This is a genomic window from Flavobacterium sp. TAB 87, from assembly GCF_001529295.1.
Lineage (GTDB): Bacteria > Bacteroidota > Bacteroidia > Flavobacteriales > Flavobacteriaceae > Flavobacterium.
Genome location: NZ_LLWK01000032.1, coordinates 72,952 through 89,873 on the forward strand (window position 1 = coordinate 72,952; position 16,922 = coordinate 89,873).

Consider the following 16,922-nt stretch of genomic DNA (forward strand, 5'->3'; position numbering starts at 1 on the left):
TCATGGATAACCAAGATAAAATATTCGATAAAATTAAAGCTGCTTCCAAAAATGCAGAAGAAAAAGACTTTTTGGCAATGGAAAAAGTGTGGTCTCGCCTTGAAGAAAGGTTAGATAATAAGGAAGATAAAAAAACCATTTCGCTATGGAAAAAGATTGCAGTTGCTGCTTCTTTGCTATTAGTACTTTCTTTAGGTTTTCAATTTTTAAAAACAGACCAAATAACAACTATTCCAAACACAGATAAAATAGTAACAACCCAAAGCAAGAAAAGTCCAGTCGAGAATTCTACTTTAGAAGGAAATGAGATGAAAGTCTCTGAAAATTATCAAGTAGTGCCTAAAGCTGAGGTTGAAAAAATACTAAACGATCAAATCAACCAAAAAGAACCACTTGCTTTACACGAATTAAAAACTATTGCTGATCAAAATAGCTATGAAAATTCGGCGGTTGTTGTTTCCGAGGAAACTCAGTCTGCTCCTGCATCAACGGCTGTCGACTATTCCGACAATCACGATTCGGAACCTATTTTGCAAAACAAAGCCTTTAGTTCTCCTTACAAGACAAAATCAATTCAAGGCGAATCGTATACAAGTACACAGGCTGAAAAAGAAACGATACTGGCTAAAAAAAGTACTCCTTTACTTATCATGAATGGAAAAGCAATCGCACATACAAAAGATGATAAACGAGATAAAATGATGCAGCGAGAATTACCCAATTTGAGTCCAGAGAATGTAGAATCGCTAGTAGTTTTAGACGAACCTTTGTACATTATTGACGGCATCTATTATTCGGAAAATGATTTATTCGGAAGCAATCCAACAAGTCCATATGCACCTTTAAATAAGCAAGAAATTAAAATAATAACCATTCTGCAAGATCTCGAAGCCACCTCAAAATATGGCGATAAAGGCAAAAAAGGCGTGGTGTTAATTACTACCAAAACCGGGAAACCAGCACTACAAAAATAGCTGTGACCTAAAATACCAATCTTAAAATTTACTATCATGAAAAGTTTAAAACTTATTTCATCAGCCATTACTATGCTTTTATGTTTCGTAACCTTGGCGCAAGAAAGAACAATTACAGGAACCGTTTCAGATGCAAACGGGCCGCTTCCTGGTGTAAACATCAGCGTCAAAAAATCAACAAAAATAACTACTACTAACTTTGATGGAAAATACAGCATACAAGCAACAAAGGGAGATGAACTAGTTTTTAGTTTTATTGGCTGCATGACGCAAACTGCCGTTGTAAAAGACAAAAATGTCATTAATATTAAGATGGTCGACAACTCACAAACTTTGCAAGAAGTGGTAGTTGTAGGCTATGGGAGTACTTCAGGCTATGTGAAAAATAACTATGTTCGCTCCGATAGAAAGAAGCAAAGCTGACCAGCGCTCAAGCACTTCAGGGAAGAGTACAAGGTATTCAAGTTCAGAATAGTGCTGGCTATTCGCCCTCTGAAAATCGTATCATTAACGGACAACAAGCGTTAACTTCTCAAAAGGAACCTTTGTATATTGTAGATGGAGTTCTGTTTAAATCGCAACAATTTGCAAAAATTAATCCGAATGATATTAAAGATGTAAAAGTTATAAAAGATGGAAACGCAACGGCACTTTATGGAAGTAAAGCAGTAAACGGAGTTATTCTTTTGTCTACGAAAAATGAAATTTATAAAAATCGTACTGAAAAAGAGATTACTGCATTGCTGAATAAATCAGCTCTTATTTCTTCTGAAGATTTAAATAACGAAGAGTATGATTCTTTTGTAGAAAACGCATTTGAAAGTCCGAATTTTACACCGTTATCAACTTTTTCTATAGATGTCGATAATGCTTCCTACACGAACATTAGACGTTTTATAAACAACGGACAGAAAGTACCTAAAGATGCCGTTCGTGTAGAGGAAATGGTCAATTTTTTTAAATACAATTATACACAACCAAAAAACAAAGATCCCTTTTCGATCACTACCGAATTAAGTGATTCTCCTTGGAATACAAAAAATCAAATTTTAAAAATTGGTTTGCAGGGAAAAGACATTCCAACCACCGATTTACCAGCCTCTAACCTTGTCTTTTTAATTGATGTCTCTGGCTCGATGAGTACTGCAAATAAATTACCACTTTTGAAACAAAGCATGAAAATATTGGTAAATGAACTTCGTTCTAAAGACAAAGTCGCTATAGTAGTTTATGCGAGTGCTGCTGGTTTAGTTTTACCGCCAACAGCGGGAGATGAGAAAAAAACTATAATTGATGCTTTCGAAAATTTAAGCGCTGGCGGAAGCACGGCTGGCGGAGCTGGAATTGAATTGGCTTATAAAATAGCGACCGAAAATTTTATAAAAAACGGAAACAACAGAGTGATTATAGCAACAGATGGAGATTTTAATGTGGGACTTTCCTCCGATGCTGACATGGAAACTCTAATTGAACAAAAGCGAAAAACAGGCGTGTTTTTAACCTGTTTGGGTTACGGAATGGGCAATTATAAAGACAGCAAAATGGAAACTTTGGCAGATAAAGGAAATGGCAATTACGCTTACATCGACAACATTCAAGAAGCAAACCGCTTTTTAGGTAAAGAGTTTAAAGGTTCAATGTTTGCAATCGCTAAAGACGTCAAAATTCAGATCGAATTTAATCCTAAACAGGTGAAAGCTTACCGACTAATTGGCTACGAAAACAGAAAGCTTCGACCAGAAGATTTTAAAAATGATGCCATTGATGCGGGTGAATTAGGCAGTAATCACACTGTGACTGCTTTATATGAAATTATTCCTGTTGGAACTAAAAGTAATTATATTGGTATTGAGCCCGATGTGTTAAAATACACTAAGGTAAAGGATAACAGTGTAAATTTTTCAGATGAATTGGCAACGATAAAATTTCGATACAAAAAACCTGACGGAGATAAGAGTATCGAAATGGTACACGTTATTCCAAGCAAAGCTATTTCTCTGGAAAGTGCCACAGAAAACTTTAAATTTAGTGCAGCTGTAGCTTGGTTTGGGTTAAAGTTGAGAGGCTCAAATTTAATAGTAAAAAAATCCTCAGATGAGATTGCTGCGCTTGCGAAACAAGGATTATCAAACGATCCTGATGGTTACAAAGCAGAGTTTATACGATTAGTTACTGCAGAGAAATTGCTCAACTAAAATATAAGAGCAGGTAAAACTACTGAATACCGCTTTATAATTGAGAAAAAACAAAAGTTCCACTAAACCGCAACCGAATTGTTCATGTTTAGTGGAACCGCCCCAAAAAATAGTATTGCAAAAACCTACAATTGCAATCTAGTATTTTCACTGATTTTCTGTTCTTTCAGTATCTCCTTTAAATGTGGTTGTATCAAATCTGCCATTTGATCTTCAGAAATTTCTAAAGCTTCTGGTTTGTCAACCAATTGTGTCCAAGGCTTTTTTCCTTTAAAATCATAACTTCCATATACTAAAACTGGAGTTCCTTTAGCTTTTACGTTTTCTTTATCTTGTAAAACCCATTGCTCTGCCCAATCGTATAAATAGCGTGCGTCCTTTTCTTGCAAACGCAAACAAGAATGTGAAGCTGGATAACCTGGCAAAATATATTCGTGAAAACCAACTCCTAATTTGTTCTCAATATTAAAATTCCATTTTAAGTCCCATTCGTCATTAAATGTACTAGTAGTTTCTTCTGCCTTCCAATTGGTGTAAAAAAGACCGGTTGGTGTTAAATCTTTCTCTCTACCCATATTTGTTGGCCCAGTATACACTAAAGTTCCGTTTTTGTAAGCGGCAAAAGTTTGTGTTGGATACGAAAAAACAATGATCTTAGAAATTTGTTTCATCTCTTCTACTTGCAATGGAAACGGTAAAAAATCTTCTTTTTTTCCATCAAAAGCAGTTGGTACTACAATTGAATCTATTTTTGAAATGCTTGCTTTATCAGTTCTATTAATAGCCAAAACAATATCCATTTTAGCCGCATCGTTTTCGTTGGCTTTTAACCAAGACTTTGATGATTCTAAAGTATATTTTAAATCTTTTACTTTATCACGGTGCACAATTTTTATAGTATCTGCCGCTTCTTCAGTAGTTATATTGGTATCTTTTGTATCAGTTGAGTTTTTGCAAGAAATGAATGCTGTAAAAACAAATAATGTTAAAAGTAAAGTTCCTCTTTTCATGGTATTATTGTAAAAATTTATAGTGCAAAGATGCGCCAAAGACTAACGTTGCCTGTTATACAATTTTTAAGAATCGTTATCAAATTTCAATTTTACTGAGATTTATCAATTTTTTCACATCTAGAAATCGTGTACGGTTCTGTAAAGCTTTAACTTTGTTGGACTAAAAAATAAAGAAAATGATAGATTTAAAAAATAAAAATGCCCTAATCACTGGCGCAGGTAAAGGAATCGGAAAAGCAACTGCTCTTGCATTAGCAAAAGAAGGTGTTAACATAATATTGATCGCCCGAACTCAAGCTGACCTTAATGAAGTTGCCGAAGAAATTAAATCCTTTGGAGTGAAAACTTTTGCGGTTACGGCTGATGTTTCAGACATGGAGTCTGTGAATAGTGCGGTAGCTAAAGCATTAGATGCATTTGACACTATTGATATCTTAATCAATAATGCTGGAATCGCAGGTTTTGGAAAATTTTTGGAAATGGAACCAAAAGCTTGGGAAAAAATCATCCAAGTAAACTTAATGGGAACCTATTATGTAACTCGTGCTGTTTTACCTAATATGATTGAAAGACAAACGGGAGATATTATTAACATATCGTCAACTGCTGGACAAAAAGGAAACGCATTAACAAGCGCTTACAGTGCATCTAAATTTGCAGTTTTAGGTTTGACGGAAGCACTAATGCAAGAAGTGCGTAAACACAACATTCGGGTAACAGCTTTAACACCAAGCACTGCAGCAACGGACATGGCAATTGACTTAAAGTTGACCGATGGAAATCCTGAAAAAGTAATGCAAGCTGAAGATATAGCCGAATTGATCGTACTGCAATTGAAGCTAAACCGCAGAGTTTTTATTAAAGAATCTGGTATTTGGTCTACCAATCCATAATTTAAATTTATAAAGTATTAAATTACATATTTGATTAAATGACAAAAACCCCTCGTAAAAGGGGTTTTCTATTTTAGTGCAAAAAAGCGATTGCTAAACCAGTTCCTTTACAAAATATAGGCGAACACTTCCGTCTTCATCAATTTTTGTCAAGGTAATTTCGTGCAGTGTATTTACCAATTCTGGATTCCACGGTGTTTTGACTTTTACGTAATTTTCTGTAAAACCGTGAATGTATCCTTCTTTATTTTCACTTTCAAAAAGTGCAGTTCTTGTACTTCCTAATTGACTTTCATAAAAAGCACGTCGTTTTTTTACTGATAAACCGCGCAACATTTTACTTCTTTTAGAACGAACGTTTGCTGGAATGACTCCATCCATTTCCACAGCTTCTGTATTGTCTCTTTCTGAATATGTAAAAACATGTAAGTAAGAAATATCCATTTCATTCAAAAAATGATAGGTTTCTAAAAAATGTTCGTCAGTTTCTCCAGGAAATCCAACAATAACATCTACACCTATGCAGGCATTTGGCATTACTTGACGAATTTTATTTACGCGATCCGTATATACTTCGCGCAAATAACGACGCTTCATTAATTTTAATATGTCATTACTTCCTGATTGCAATGGAATATGGAAATGTGGTACAAAAGTGCGGCTATTAGCAACAAATTCAATGGTTTCATTTTTAAGTAAATTCGGCTCAATCGAAGAAATTCGCAAACGCTCGATTCCTTCCACTTCATCCAAAGCCTTAACCAAATCTAGAAAAGTGTGTTCGTGCTTTTTATTACCAAATTCTCCTTTACCGTAATCTCCAATATTTACACCCGTTAAAACAATTTCCTTAATATTTTGACTAGAAATTTCTTTGGCGTTGTGTACTACGTTTTCTAATTCATCACTACGAGAAATTCCACGCGCTAACGGAATGGTACAATAGGTACATTTGTAATCACAACCGTCTTGTACTTTTAAAAAAGCGCGAGTACGGTCACCAATCGAGTAACTTCCGACGTAAAAATCAGCTTCTGAGATTTCGCACGAATGCACTTCCCCCATATCATTTTTACTCAAATCATTAAGATAGTCGGTGATTTTGAATTTTTCAGTTGCTCCCAATACTAGATCTACTCCATCTACGGAAGCTAATTCTTCAGGTTTTAATTGTGCATAGCAACCAACAGCCGCGACGAAAGCTTTATCGTTTAATTTCATTGTCTTCTTGACTATCTGCTTGAACTGCTTATCAGCATTATCAGTAACTGAACAGGTGTTGATTACATAAATATCTGCAATTTGCTCAAAATCAACACGATCAAAGCCTTCGTCCTGAAAGTTTCGAGCAATCGTCGATGTTTCTGAGAAATTAAGTTTGCATCCAAGCGTATAAAAGGCAACTTTCTTTTTATTTTCCATAGGAAGGAACTACGTTTTAAGTAGTATTTAATTATAAATTCTTCTTTTTTAGAGATTTTGCAAATTTACATACAATATTCCTCAAAATAAAATCATTAATTCACTACTATTCAATATTTTGCATTGCACTACCATTTACAGCCGCTATAAAAAAGATTGTGTACGATTTTTCGAACTAATGCTAAACACATAAATTAAAAAATAAAGTTCTTTTGTTGATTAAATCCCCCGGATTTGTAATAAACGTTGCGATTTTAACCAAAAAATTTTATCATATCCGTGAGATCTTAAAAAATTAAATTTTTATAACAATTGCCTTTTATGTCCTAAAAATTAGCACTAAATTCACCTCTAGAAAAATCCAGAAATTAAAGAGTGTTAATTGAATCTTTCGGCACCAATCACTACTGATTATCAGTTGATAGCAATTTAGACCTAGTTACTTTTTTTTCTATAAATAAGACAGTATTATCTTTTTGGGTCATTTTTTAGCTTTTTTGAAGCAATTAAAAACGAAAAAAAACAACATTTTATCTCTACTGTCGTTAAACAGAGTAAGAAAATTAAAAACACAATTGGGAAAGCCGAAAACCATATAGAGTAGGCATGACTAAAACGAAACAATTATTTATGAAACTGTTTTACCCTACTATTTTATTATTTTTTGTCGCTATTTTTGGCATTAATGCACAGAATAAAGCAGACACTACAACCAATCCGTTTCCTACGGTAGCTACTTTAACAGAATGGGCGAGCTACAACTCTCAAACTAAATTTGATCTTGCAGTTCGTGGTTTATTAGGATTTAAATTTGAAGAAAAAGAAGGTGATGATGCCTCGACTGCTTACACTTATATTCGTAAAGTAGTTGTAAACAACATTTCCTATACGGATCGGATTGTGTATCGAATTACCAATACCAACTCTGCAAGCGTTATTTCTTTAGTAACTGCCTCAACGGACTTGGTTAGTTTTTATTCTCCGCAACTGGCTTCTTACAAACGTCAAAATTGCTCAACGCCAATGGCAAAAGATAAAAGTACAACTTGCAGCTGTTACGAAAGTGCAGAATATGCGATTGACTTATGCGACGAACGCGTTAAGTTAACAATGGGTGATGGAAATAAATATTTTATTTCGGTAGCCAAAAAGTAAAATTCCCCAATTTTACCCAGACACATTAAGTTTTCTATAAAGTCTCCCAAATCTTGCTCTCCAAATACCAACAACAGCTTACCTACTAGATGCTAATGGTTTTAAAAAGGAATTAAGAAATGATTGGGAGGCTTTTTTTTTGAAAAATATTAGCTACTTTTAAGGTCCAAAAACTTGCAAAATCAATGGACTTATTTGCCACCGAACCGACAGAATCTTACAATGTATTACCACAAGATGGCATGGTCAATTACTATGGAACGGTATTTTCTAAATCACAAGCCAATCACTATTACCAAATTTTATTTGATTCTATCGAATGGAGAAATGATGAAGCAGTTATGTTTGGAAAACGGATCATTACCAAACGCAAAGTGGCTTGGTACGGCGACATTCCTTTTGAATACTCCTATTCTAACACAACTAAAAAAGCTTTGCCATGGACCTCAGAATTGTTAGAACTCAAAAAAAGAACCGAAGAGAAAACAGGGGAAACTTATAATTCATGTTTACTAAATTTGTATCATGATGGTAGCGAAGGCATGGCTTGGCACAGTGATGCCGAAAAAGATTTGAAAAAAAATGGTGCTATAGGCTCGTTAAGTTTTGGAGCCGAACGTAAGTTTGCTTTTAAGCATAAAGGGACTAAAGAAACGATTTCGATTGTTTTAGCACATGGTAGTTTATTGGTAATGAAAGGAACGACGCAAACGAACTGGTTGCATCGCTTACCACCAACAAAAATGGTCCTAAAACCAAGAATAAACTTAACTTTTAGAACCATTGTTATTTAAAAAACAGTTTCCTTAATTGAGAATAAAACGCTGAATTACCTCGGCAACACCGTCATCATTATTCGATGCAACAATAACATCTGCTTTGTCTCTTAGGTCAGGAGTAACATTGTCTACCCAAACACCAAGTCCTGCATATTCAATCATAGACAAATCGTTTCCGGCATTTCCAACAGCTATGATTTCACTTTGTTTGATGTTCAATTTTTTAGCTAACAATTTCAAACTAGCGCCTTTATCAATTCCGTTTTGAGCCACTTCCAAGAAAAATGGTTTAGACATAGAAACGCTTAAATGTGGCATCGCCAATTTTAGATCAATCTCGAGCTGCTTTAAATACTCAGGCTCTTCCAATAAAATACATTTTACAGCCGGAGAAGAAACATGATCTTTAAAACTAGCCACTTTATGGTGTGGTAAACCCGTAATTACTTTTTCTATATCTATGAATTCAGAATCAGTTTCGCTAATAATTGCTCCATTTAAGTAAGTAATAATATGCGTTTTGTTCTTTAAACTATAATCGTACAATTCATGAATTTGTTCCTGGGTGAGCATTTGTTCAAAGAAAACCGAATTATCCTTTAGATTGGTAATCACAGCTCCGTTAAACGAAATCATATACGAATCTAAGGTATCCAATTCTAACTCCTTGGCATACGACAACATTGCCGCAGTTGGTCTTCCTGAAGCCAAAATAAGATGTACTCCTTTTTCTTTTGCCTTAAAAAGCATTGCTTTATTCAGGTCTGATATTTTATGGTCGTCTGTCAATAAGGTATCATCCATATCTAAGACCAACATTTTGTATTGCATTTTGTTTTGTTTGTAAGCTAGATGCTTAATCTAAAATCTTCAATTATTTGATTCGCTTTTGCAAATTCTGTCTCTTCAATAAATACTTCTACAGCTAAATCAGAATTTCCAAATCCACCTAAGCGTGCCGATTGTAAATTATTTTTAAGAACAGTTTCTACACCCACTTCATTTAATCTCAACTGTAAGGCTTGTGCTAAAATTTCACTTCCCGAAAATACTTTCATTAATCCCATAATATATATTTTTAAATTATCTGTAAAAAACTAATTCTCTTCTTTTTCTTCTTTTCTTTCATCCTCTTCCTCATCTTCATTTTCTGCTCCTAAGTCTTTCTCCTCAGCATCGCTCTCCTCTTCTTCAGTTTCTTCCTCTTCAATGTCAAAATAATAAGGCTCCAGCATTAACTTATCGATTAATATCTCCACGCGTTCAGTCAATTTTTCTGTAAAAAGGATGCGTTGTGTTTTGGCAATACTATTTGAAATTCTCATCATTTTTGTTTCATGACGCAATTTCAACAAACTATTTGCATCGTCAATAATGAACATTTTTAAACGATTTACGTTGTAACCCGCCGTACTCAGCATGTCATTCAATTTGTTCGGAGTGCCAATTAAAACATCGACTCCTGTCGAAATGTAATTTTTATCATAATCGGTATCGCCTTTATCATGAATTCCGTAAATTTCAAGATTGGTTCCTTTGGCATATTTATCAAATAAAGCCTCCATTTCCAACACCTTTTCTTTGCTTTCTACAAATATCAAAGCACGCGGTGACTCTTCAGTTTCACGCGCCAACTGCTGAATTACATTCAGTGCAATAGTAGTGGATCTGCCCGTTCCTTCAGCAGCAACAATTACACAATCTGCTCCACTTTTTATAGTAGAAAAAGTTTCTTTTTGTAGCGTGTTCGCTTTTGTTAAACCATCAGCAACTAAATTTTGCTGCAGGATTTCGTTTATTTTCTTTAGTTTCATTTATTATGATTGAAAGATTGAAAAATTGCAAAATTGAAAAATTTAGCGGGTACCGAATTTTTAAATGTTCCAATTTTTAAACCATTAAATTAATTTACTTTGAAGCAAACAGCTTCACATCATTTTCAGAGATTTCAGCACCTCCCAAAATAATTAGACGTTCGACTACGTTTCTAAGTTCTCTTATATTCCCTGTCCAGTCGTATTCTTGCAATAATTGTAAGGCTTTAGCCGAAAAAAACTTTATTGCAGTTCCTTGCTCTGAAGCAATTTTTTCACTGAAATGCTGCACCAATACAGGGATATCGTCTCGTCTTTCGTTCAACGGAGGAACTTTAATCAAAATAACCGCCAAACGATGGTATAAATCTTCGCGAAAACGTCCTTCTGCAATTTCTACTTTCAGATCTTTATTGGTTGCTGCCACAACACGAACATCGACTTTTATGTCTTTATCAGCTCCCACACGCGTGATCATGCTTTCTTGTAGAGCACGCAGCACTTTCGCTTGAGCCGAAAGACTCATGTCGCCAATTTCATCTAAAAAAATAGTGCCTTTATCAGCCGCTTCGAACTTACCTGCTCGGTCTTTTATAGCCGAGGTAAATGCTCCTTTTACGTGTCCGAACAATTCACTTTCAATCAATTCACTCGGAATTGCAGCACAATTCACTTCGATTAACGGAAATGCGGCGCGTTCGCTCTTTTCATGTAATTGATGTGCGACCAACTCCTTTCCGGTTCCGTTTGGCCCCGTAATTAGTACACGTGCTTCTGTTGGAGCAACCTTATCAATCATCAGCTTGATGTGATTAATTGGTTCGCTGTCTCCAATCATTTCGTAATTTTTACTGACCTTCTTCTTTAAAATTTTATTTTCAACTACAAGTTGTTTTTTATCCAAAGCATTGCGAACAGTATTCAACAACCGATTCAAATCAGGTGGCTTAGAAATGTAGTCAAAAGCTCCCATTCTCATCGTTTGAATCGCAGTTTCCATATCACCGTGACCCGAAATCATCACCATCGGAATCTCTGGTTTAATTTTTTTAACCGCTTCTAAAACTTCTACTCCGTCCATTTTTGGCATTTTAATATCACACAAAACTAAGTCGTAGTCGTTATTTTTTATTTTGTCGAGTCCAATAAGTCCGTTCTCGGCTTCTTCCACCTCGTACGAATCATTTTCTTCAGATAAGATTTTCGACAGCACCCTGCGAATTGCTGCTTCATCTTCTATCACTAATATTTTACTCATCGTTGTTTTTATATTTAAAACTACCCATTTATTCTTTCTCTACATTTTTTTCTAAAGTCGAAGGCACACTAACCAAGTGAACATCTAATTGCGGAAGACATATGGATACATTATTCTGACCAAACAAATCGTATATTTTAAATCGAATCTGACTCTGAATTCCTGGTGTTTTCATTCCGTGGTACACATAAAAATGGACCGAAAAAAGTATGGAAGAATCGTCAAATTCATCAAAAGTAACATTGATTCTGGCATCGGTAACAATTCCGTCAATTGACTCTACCGATTCTAAAAGTAATTTTTCTACCAAACGAGCATCTGTACCATAAGCCACGCCGACAGAAACTTTTTCGCGATTGCTCGAATTATTTTGCGTCCAATTTAGCAAATTATCCTCCATGAATTTGTGATTCGGAATCACCATAACACGGTCGTTACGAGTAAACATTATCGTAGTTCTCAACTTAATCTCTTGCACTTCTCCTACTCTACCATCTACTTCAATAATATCACCAACGTGTAGCGACTGATCGAGTATAATTAAAATTCCAGAAATAATATCCTGAAAAAATGTTTGAAGTGCAAAACCCAAACCTACAAACAAAGCTGCCGAAGCAGTCAAGAACACATTGACGTTAACTCCAGTAGCATTTAACATAATTACAAATACAAATAAGAATACAATGTACTTGAACACTTGAAAAACGCTACTGAATCGTTTTTTGTCGTTTTTAGGTAATCTTCTGCTAAATAGTTTTTGAATTAATTTTAGAGTTATTGATGTACCCATTAAGACAATTACAAACAACAAAACATCTAAAGTAGAAATCTTAATGTTCTCACTATTTATAATATCGTACGAAATAAAATCAATAATTTGTTGCCACATAGTTTAGTATTTAAGCCATTTATATAGTTCTTTCCACGATGGCTTCTTACCATACATTAATATTCCGACACGATAAATTTTGGCCGCAAACCAAACTACACCCAAAAAGGTCGCGAATAGTAAAGTTACTGAAATTGCTATTTGATACCAAGGAACTCCAAAAGGAATTCGCATCAACATAACAATAGGTGAGGTTAAAGGTATAATTGAAAAAACAGTAGCTACGGTTCCGTGCGGATCGTTAATCACCGTAAAAAAGCCAATATAAACACTTAAAATTAATGGCATAATGATTGGCAATAGAAATTGTTGCGAATCGGTTTGATTGTCTACAGCCGCTCCAATTGCAGCATAAAAAGAACTGTATAAAAAATAACCTCCTATAAAATAAACTACAAAGCCAAACAAAATACTTGCAATTGGCAAATTCCACAATTCACCTAAGTACATTTGTGCGGTTCCAGCAAATTCCTGCTGTGCCGACGCTAAGACTTCTGGTGGAACATTTGAAGTTGGGCTCACATTTACTCCAAAAAAAGCAGATGCGGCAAACATTAAACTAAGTCCAATTATAGCCCATATTAAAAACTGCAATAATCCAGCTAAGGAAGTACCAATAATTTTTCCCATCATTAATTGAAAGGGTTTCACTGAGGAGATAATTATTTCGATAATTCGACTTGTTTTTTCTTCAATTACACTTCGCATTACCATATTTCCATAGATAACGATAAACATCATAATTAAATATCCAAAAGCGCCACCAATTGCAATTTTAATTTCATTTAATCCTTTCACACTGCTTTCTCCCGAAGCTTTACTAAGGTTAATTGTTACGCTACTTTGTGCGCTTTTTATCGCTACCGTATCCAATTTTGCGGTTTCAAAATTTAACTTTGTTATTTCTTTAGCGATGGTTCGCTGCGTATTTTCAATAAAAACAATACTGGGACTGTTGTTCGAAATATAATCGATTTTATTTTCTAATTCTTTTACAGTATTCGATTTAGGAATTACCAGAACACCTTGAAAGCTTTCTTTCGCTATACTGTCTTTTAAAGATTCGAGTGGAATTGTAGTTAAATCAATATATTTGAATTCGTTATTTTCTGAATTTTGTTTGGTAAAAGAAGTCGCAAACAAACCCATTTCGTCATGAATAGCAATGCGCTTGGTATCGGCTTTCATGGAACTCAAATAGCCAATAAAACCCGCAATACCGACAAAAAGTAACGGACTTAAAAAAGTCATTACTATAAATGATTTATTGCGCACTTTCGAGATAAATTCTCTTTTTATAATTAAGGATACTATACTCATTCTCAAGAAATTTCGATCTCAATTTCAAAACTCAAAAATGAAGTATTGAAATTAAAATTTATTTTTTAGTAATTATTTTTTCTTTGCCGTTACCGTTTGAATAAAAATATCATTCACACTTGGTATTTTTTCTACAAAATGAGTCACTTGTCCGCGTTGTGTTAAAACATTTAGAAGTTCATTTGAAGTTGAATTCCCGATCTGAATTTCGAGCTTTAATTCTTCATTCAATGATTTAAAATGTGCCGGGGCAACAGTGAATTTTTGCGTAATATCATACATTAAGCCTTCGACATTTGAAGTTAAAATACCTACTTCAAAAGTATTGGATCTAAATTGACGTTTAACATCGTTTAATTTCCCTTCGATTAATTTATTAGATTCGTGAATTAAAGCAATATCATCACATAATTCTTCGACACTTTCCATTCGATGCGTCGAAAAAATAATAGTCGACCCTTTTTCTTTTAAAGCTAAAATTTCGTCTTTAATAATATTGGCATTTACCGGATCAAATCCAGAAAAAGGCTCATCGAAAATCAACAATTTAGGTTGGTGCAACACGCAGACCACAAACTGAATTTTCTGCGCCATTCCTTTAGAAAGTTCTTGTACTTTTTTATTCCACCAACCCTGTATCTCTAATCGGTCAAACCAATAATCCAATTGTGTTTTAGCTTCTGCTTTAGTCAAACCTTTCATTTGTGCCAAATACAAACATTGCTCGCCTACTTTCATTGAATTGTACAAGCCACGTTCTTCTGGTAAATACCCAATATTACGAATGTGTTTGGCCTGCAACGGCTCGCCGTCTAAAATAATAGTACCGCTGTCTGGTAAAGTAATTTGATTGATAATGCGGATAAGAGATGTTTTTCCTGCTCCATTTGGACCTAATAATCCGTAAATACTGCCTTTAGGAACGTTTAACGAAACTTCGTTAAGCGCCACATAATTGCCGTATTGCTTTACAACTTTATGTACTTCGAGTAAGTTGGTCATATTGTTTTTTGATTTTTTCGGAAGTCCGCAGACTTTTTAAACTTTGGACTGTAAAAGTAAAGAATTCACAGCATAAGTATGGAGATTCGTATTTAAAATAAAACCGTTGCTGGGTATAATAAAGAAAAAACCCATCTGAACTATTTTTTCAAGATGGGTTTTTATACTAATTTCCGAAAAAGTAGCTCTTTAAGAGAACATGTCTTTTACTTTATCAAAAAATGATTTGTCTGATTTTTCAGGATTTGGATCAAAATGCTCATCATTTAAAGCATTTTCAAAGAACTGTTTTTGATCTTTACTTAATGTTTTAGGAGTCCATACATTAACATGAACCAATAAATCACCATTTCCGTATCCATTTATACTTGGAATTCCTTTTCCTTTCAATCTAAGGATTTTACCCGACTGAATTCCTTCTTCTAATTTAATTCTAACTTTTCCGTTTACTGCCTCAATGTCTTTCGAAACACCTAAGACTGCTTCAGGAAAACTAACATATAAATCATAATGTAAATTCTCACCTTCACGTTTCAAAAATTCGTGCTCTAATTCTTCGATAGCAACAATTAAATCACCCGGAATACTGTTTCCTGGTGCGTCATTTCCTTTATTAGAAACCTTCAATTGCATACCATCCACAACACCAGCAGGAATTTTAATTGATACTGTTTCATCCTCCAAAACCATTCCTTGGTTGTCTGCTTCCGCTGGTTTTTTGTCTAAAATCTGACCCGAACCACCACAAGCTGGACACGTAGAAGCCGATTGCATGCGACCCAAAATAGTATTAGTAACACGCATTACTTGGCCTTGACCGTTACAAGTTGTACAGGTTTTATACGAAACTCCTTTGGCTTGAACTTTACGTTTTACTTTTACTTTTTTCTCCACTCCATTGGCAATTTCCTCTAAAGTCAATTTCACTTTAATTCGAAGATTACTTCCTTTAGCGCGACGAGGACCTCCGCCTCCGCCTCCGCCGAAACCACCAAAACCACCACCACCAAAAATGTCGCCAAACTGACTGAATATGTCATCCATATTCATTCCACCATGACCACCACCGCCAAAACCACCTGAACCATCAAATGCCTGATGTCCGTATTGATCGTATTTAGCTTTTTTCTGCGGATCGCTTAAAATTTCATAAGCTTCAGCAGCTTTCTTAAAGTTCTCTTCTGCCTCTTTGTCGCCCGGATTTTTATCAGGGTGATATTTAATCGCACATTTTCGGTATGCTTTTTTTATCTCGGTAGCGTCAGCACTTTTTGAAATGCCTAATATTTCGTAAAAATCTTTCTTCATAATAGTATAAATTGCTCCGCCAATTCACTAGCGCTCAAGTGCAAATTCTAAAATCCTAACGAATTACTCGTTCAGAATTTCTAATTTGTTATGTTAGTTTCCAATAACTACTTTAGGAAAACGAATAATTTTGTCTCCTAATTTGTATCCTTTTTCAATTACATCAACAATTTTTCCTTTTAAATCATCAGATGGTGCAGGAATTTGAGTAATCGCTTCGGCATAATCAGCATTAAATGCATCACCTGCTCGTACTTCAACTTGCTCTAAACCTTTAGATACCAATGTGCTTTTTAATTTTTCATAAATCAAAACCACACCTTCAATTAGACTTTTATCTTCTGATTTTGTAATTTCGATTAAACCTCTATCGAAATCATCTAAAACAGGTAACATTGCATATAAAACATCTTGATTAGCTGTCTTAAATAATTCGATACGCTCTTTTGAAGTTCGTTTTTTGTAATTTTCAAACTCAGCAAATAAGCGTAAAAATTTATCTTTTTCTTTAGCTAAATCTTGCGTTAACTGTTCTTCAACACTTAACTCTTCAGCAACTAGTTGCTCACCATTAGCGTTGTTCTCAATAGTTACATCATCTAATTCTTGATCGATTTCTGTATTCTCCGTAGTCATATCAGCTTTATTTTTAAATATATTTTTAAACTTCATTTTATTTACTTTCGGTTGGATTGCAAAAGTTCTGCCAAACCTTTTAAAATGTCAAATTGTCATTCGGTCGATGTTGGACTAACAATATCGTTTTTTGGTAGCTAACAATTGCTTATTAAAAATAAATTTTAGGATAATTTTAAGAGTTTTAAAGGTTGTATTGAATAAATTTGAAGCGCAGTGATTTAAAACTGCATCACAATCCATTCTAATTTAAGGTTAGCTTCG

The 16,922-nt window shown here is 34.6% G+C and carries 17 protein-coding genes; 6 read left to right on the top strand and 11 right to left on the bottom strand.

The window, feature by feature from the left end; genetic code table 11:
- Positions 1-2: 2 nt before the first annotated feature.
- From AP058_RS04205 to AP058_RS04210, 3 genes are read left to right on the top strand one after another with little or no spacing between them, the layout of a single operon-like run.
- On the top strand, positions 3-974 hold the full coding sequence (locus tag AP058_RS04205) for a hypothetical protein (RefSeq protein WP_066307196.1): 972 nt from the start codon (positions 3-5) through the stop codon (positions 972-974).
- A gap of 36 nt (positions 975-1,010) precedes the next feature.
- The gene (locus tag AP058_RS17320) at positions 1,011-1,397 is read left to right on the top strand and encodes a carboxypeptidase-like regulatory domain-containing protein (RefSeq protein WP_082706573.1); all 387 of its coding nucleotides are present in this window, start codon (positions 1,011-1,013) and stop codon (positions 1,395-1,397) included.
- Positions 1,398-1,432: 35 nt separating this feature from the next.
- Positions 1,433-3,169 carry a von Willebrand factor type A domain-containing protein gene (locus AP058_RS04210; protein WP_369815130.1) on the top strand — a complete coding sequence of 579 codons (1,737 nt, stop codon included), beginning with the start codon at positions 1,433-1,435 and terminating at the stop codon, positions 3,167-3,169.
- A gap of 125 nt (positions 3,170-3,294) precedes the next feature.
- Here AP058_RS04210 and AP058_RS04215 read toward each other — a convergent pair whose 3' ends face one another.
- Complete coding sequence (locus AP058_RS04215; RefSeq protein WP_066307197.1) at positions 3,295-4,179, bottom strand: L,D-transpeptidase; 885 nt, start codon at positions 4,177-4,179, stop codon at positions 3,295-3,297.
- Positions 4,180-4,358: 179 nt separating this feature from the next.
- Here AP058_RS04215 and AP058_RS04220 point away from each other — a divergent pair, with 179 nt between their 5' ends.
- Complete coding sequence (locus AP058_RS04220; RefSeq protein ID WP_066307198.1) at positions 4,359-5,075, top strand: 3-ketoacyl-ACP reductase; 717 nt, start codon at positions 4,359-4,361, stop codon at positions 5,073-5,075.
- 93 nt (positions 5,076-5,168) lie between these two features.
- Here AP058_RS04220 and mtaB read toward each other — a convergent pair whose 3' ends face one another.
- Positions 5,169-6,497: a tRNA (N(6)-L-threonylcarbamoyladenosine(37)-C(2))-methylthiotransferase MtaB gene (gene mtaB / locus AP058_RS04225; protein ID WP_066307200.1), complete on the bottom strand. Its 1,329-nt coding sequence runs from the start codon at positions 6,495-6,497 to the stop codon at positions 5,169-5,171.
- Positions 6,498-7,127: 630 nt separating this feature from the next.
- Between mtaB and AP058_RS04230 the strand changes: the two genes are divergently transcribed.
- Together AP058_RS04230 and AP058_RS04235 are read left to right on the top strand one after the other, a co-directional pair.
- Positions 7,128-7,652, top strand: a complete 525-nt coding sequence (locus AP058_RS04230) for a hypothetical protein (RefSeq protein ID WP_066307339.1) — start codon at positions 7,128-7,130, stop codon at positions 7,650-7,652.
- 185 nt (positions 7,653-7,837) lie between these two features.
- Positions 7,838-8,446 carry an alpha-ketoglutarate-dependent dioxygenase AlkB gene (locus AP058_RS04235; RefSeq protein ID WP_066307202.1) on the top strand — a complete coding sequence of 203 codons (609 nt, stop codon included), beginning with the start codon at positions 7,838-7,840 and terminating at the stop codon, positions 8,444-8,446.
- Positions 8,447-8,458: 12 nt separating this feature from the next.
- Here AP058_RS04235 and AP058_RS04240 read toward each other — a convergent pair whose 3' ends face one another.
- The 9 genes from AP058_RS04240 to AP058_RS04280 form a co-directional block, all read right to left on the bottom strand.
- Positions 8,459-9,262 (bottom strand): Cof-type HAD-IIB family hydrolase, encoded by an 804-nt coding sequence (locus AP058_RS04240; protein ID WP_066307203.1) that lies wholly within the window; start codon positions 9,260-9,262, stop codon positions 8,459-8,461.
- Positions 9,263-9,279: 17 nt separating this feature from the next.
- Positions 9,280-9,498: a putative signal transducing protein gene (locus AP058_RS04245; RefSeq protein ID WP_066307204.1), complete on the bottom strand. Its 219-nt coding sequence runs from the start codon at positions 9,496-9,498 to the stop codon at positions 9,280-9,282.
- 30 nt (positions 9,499-9,528) lie between these two features.
- Positions 9,529-10,245, bottom strand: a complete 717-nt coding sequence (locus tag AP058_RS04250; RefSeq protein WP_066307206.1) for a DEAD/DEAH box helicase — start codon at positions 10,243-10,245, stop codon at positions 9,529-9,531.
- Between the two features lie 94 nt (positions 10,246-10,339).
- A complete protein-coding gene (locus AP058_RS04255) occupies positions 10,340-11,503 on the bottom strand; it encodes a sigma-54 dependent transcriptional regulator (protein WP_066307207.1) in 1,164 nt (387 codons plus the stop codon).
- 28 nt (positions 11,504-11,531) lie between these two features.
- Complete coding sequence (locus tag AP058_RS04260) at positions 11,532-12,392, bottom strand: mechanosensitive ion channel family protein (protein ID WP_066307208.1); 861 nt, start codon at positions 12,390-12,392, stop codon at positions 11,532-11,534.
- A 3-nt stretch (positions 12,393-12,395) separates the two neighbouring features.
- On the bottom strand, positions 12,396-13,712 hold the full coding sequence (locus AP058_RS04265) for an ABC transporter permease (protein ID WP_066307209.1): 1,317 nt from the start codon (positions 13,710-13,712) through the stop codon (positions 12,396-12,398).
- Positions 13,713-13,784: 72 nt separating this feature from the next.
- Positions 13,785-14,714 carry an ABC transporter ATP-binding protein gene (locus tag AP058_RS04270; protein WP_066307211.1) on the bottom strand — a complete coding sequence of 310 codons (930 nt, stop codon included), beginning with the start codon at positions 14,712-14,714 and terminating at the stop codon, positions 13,785-13,787.
- 189 nt (positions 14,715-14,903) lie between these two features.
- Positions 14,904-16,022: a molecular chaperone DnaJ gene (dnaJ, locus tag AP058_RS04275; protein WP_066307212.1), complete on the bottom strand. Its 1,119-nt coding sequence runs from the start codon at positions 16,020-16,022 to the stop codon at positions 14,904-14,906.
- A gap of 93 nt (positions 16,023-16,115) precedes the next feature.
- The gene (locus tag AP058_RS04280; protein WP_066307214.1) at positions 16,116-16,694 is read right to left on the bottom strand and encodes a nucleotide exchange factor GrpE; all 579 of its coding nucleotides are present in this window, start codon (positions 16,692-16,694) and stop codon (positions 16,116-16,118) included.
- Positions 16,695-16,922: the final 228 nt, after the last annotated feature.

Excerpts from the sequence above, each read along its gene's own strand:
- AP058_RS04255 (WP_066307207.1), bottom strand. The coding sequence starts at position 11,503 with ATGAGTAAAATATTAGTGATAGAAGATGAAGCAGCAATTCGCAGGGTG.
- dnaJ (WP_066307212.1), bottom strand. The coding sequence starts at position 16,022 with ATGAAGAAAGATTTTTACGAAATATTAGGCATTTCAAAAAGTGCTGAC.
- AP058_RS04215 (WP_066307197.1), bottom strand. The coding sequence starts at position 4,179 with ATGAAAAGAGGAACTTTACTTTTAACATTATTTGTTTTTACAGCATTC.
- AP058_RS04265 (WP_066307209.1), bottom strand. The coding sequence starts at position 13,712 with ATGAGTATAGTATCCTTAATTATAAAAAGAGAATTTATCTCGAAAGTG.
- AP058_RS04230 (WP_066307339.1), top strand. The coding sequence starts at position 7,128 with ATGAAACTGTTTTACCCTACTATTTTATTATTTTTTGTCGCTATTTTT.
- AP058_RS04260 (WP_066307208.1), bottom strand. The coding sequence starts at position 12,392 with ATGTGGCAACAAATTATTGATTTTATTTCGTACGATATTATAAATAGT.
- AP058_RS04245 (WP_066307204.1), bottom strand. The coding sequence starts at position 9,498 with ATGGGATTAATGAAAGTATTTTCGGGAAGTGAAATTTTAGCACAAGCC.
- AP058_RS04250 (WP_066307206.1), bottom strand. The coding sequence starts at position 10,245 with ATGAAACTAAAGAAAATAAACGAAATCCTGCAGCAAAATTTAGTTGCT.
- AP058_RS04220 (WP_066307198.1), top strand. The coding sequence starts at position 4,359 with ATGATAGATTTAAAAAATAAAAATGCCCTAATCACTGGCGCAGGTAAA.
- AP058_RS04240 (WP_066307203.1), bottom strand. The coding sequence starts at position 9,262 with ATGCAATACAAAATGTTGGTCTTAGATATGGATGATACCTTATTGACA.
- AP058_RS17320 (WP_082706573.1), top strand. The coding sequence starts at position 1,011 with ATGAAAAGTTTAAAACTTATTTCATCAGCCATTACTATGCTTTTATGT.
- AP058_RS04280 (WP_066307214.1), bottom strand. The coding sequence starts at position 16,694 with ATGAAGTTTAAAAATATATTTAAAAATAAAGCTGATATGACTACGGAG.
- AP058_RS04205 (WP_066307196.1), top strand. The coding sequence starts at position 3 with ATGGATAACCAAGATAAAATATTCGATAAAATTAAAGCTGCTTCCAAA.
- mtaB (WP_066307200.1), bottom strand. The coding sequence starts at position 6,497 with ATGGAAAATAAAAAGAAAGTTGCCTTTTATACGCTTGGATGCAAACTT.
- AP058_RS04270 (WP_066307211.1), bottom strand. The coding sequence starts at position 14,714 with ATGACCAACTTACTCGAAGTACATAAAGTTGTAAAGCAATACGGCAAT.
- AP058_RS04235 (WP_066307202.1), top strand. The coding sequence starts at position 7,838 with ATGGACTTATTTGCCACCGAACCGACAGAATCTTACAATGTATTACCA.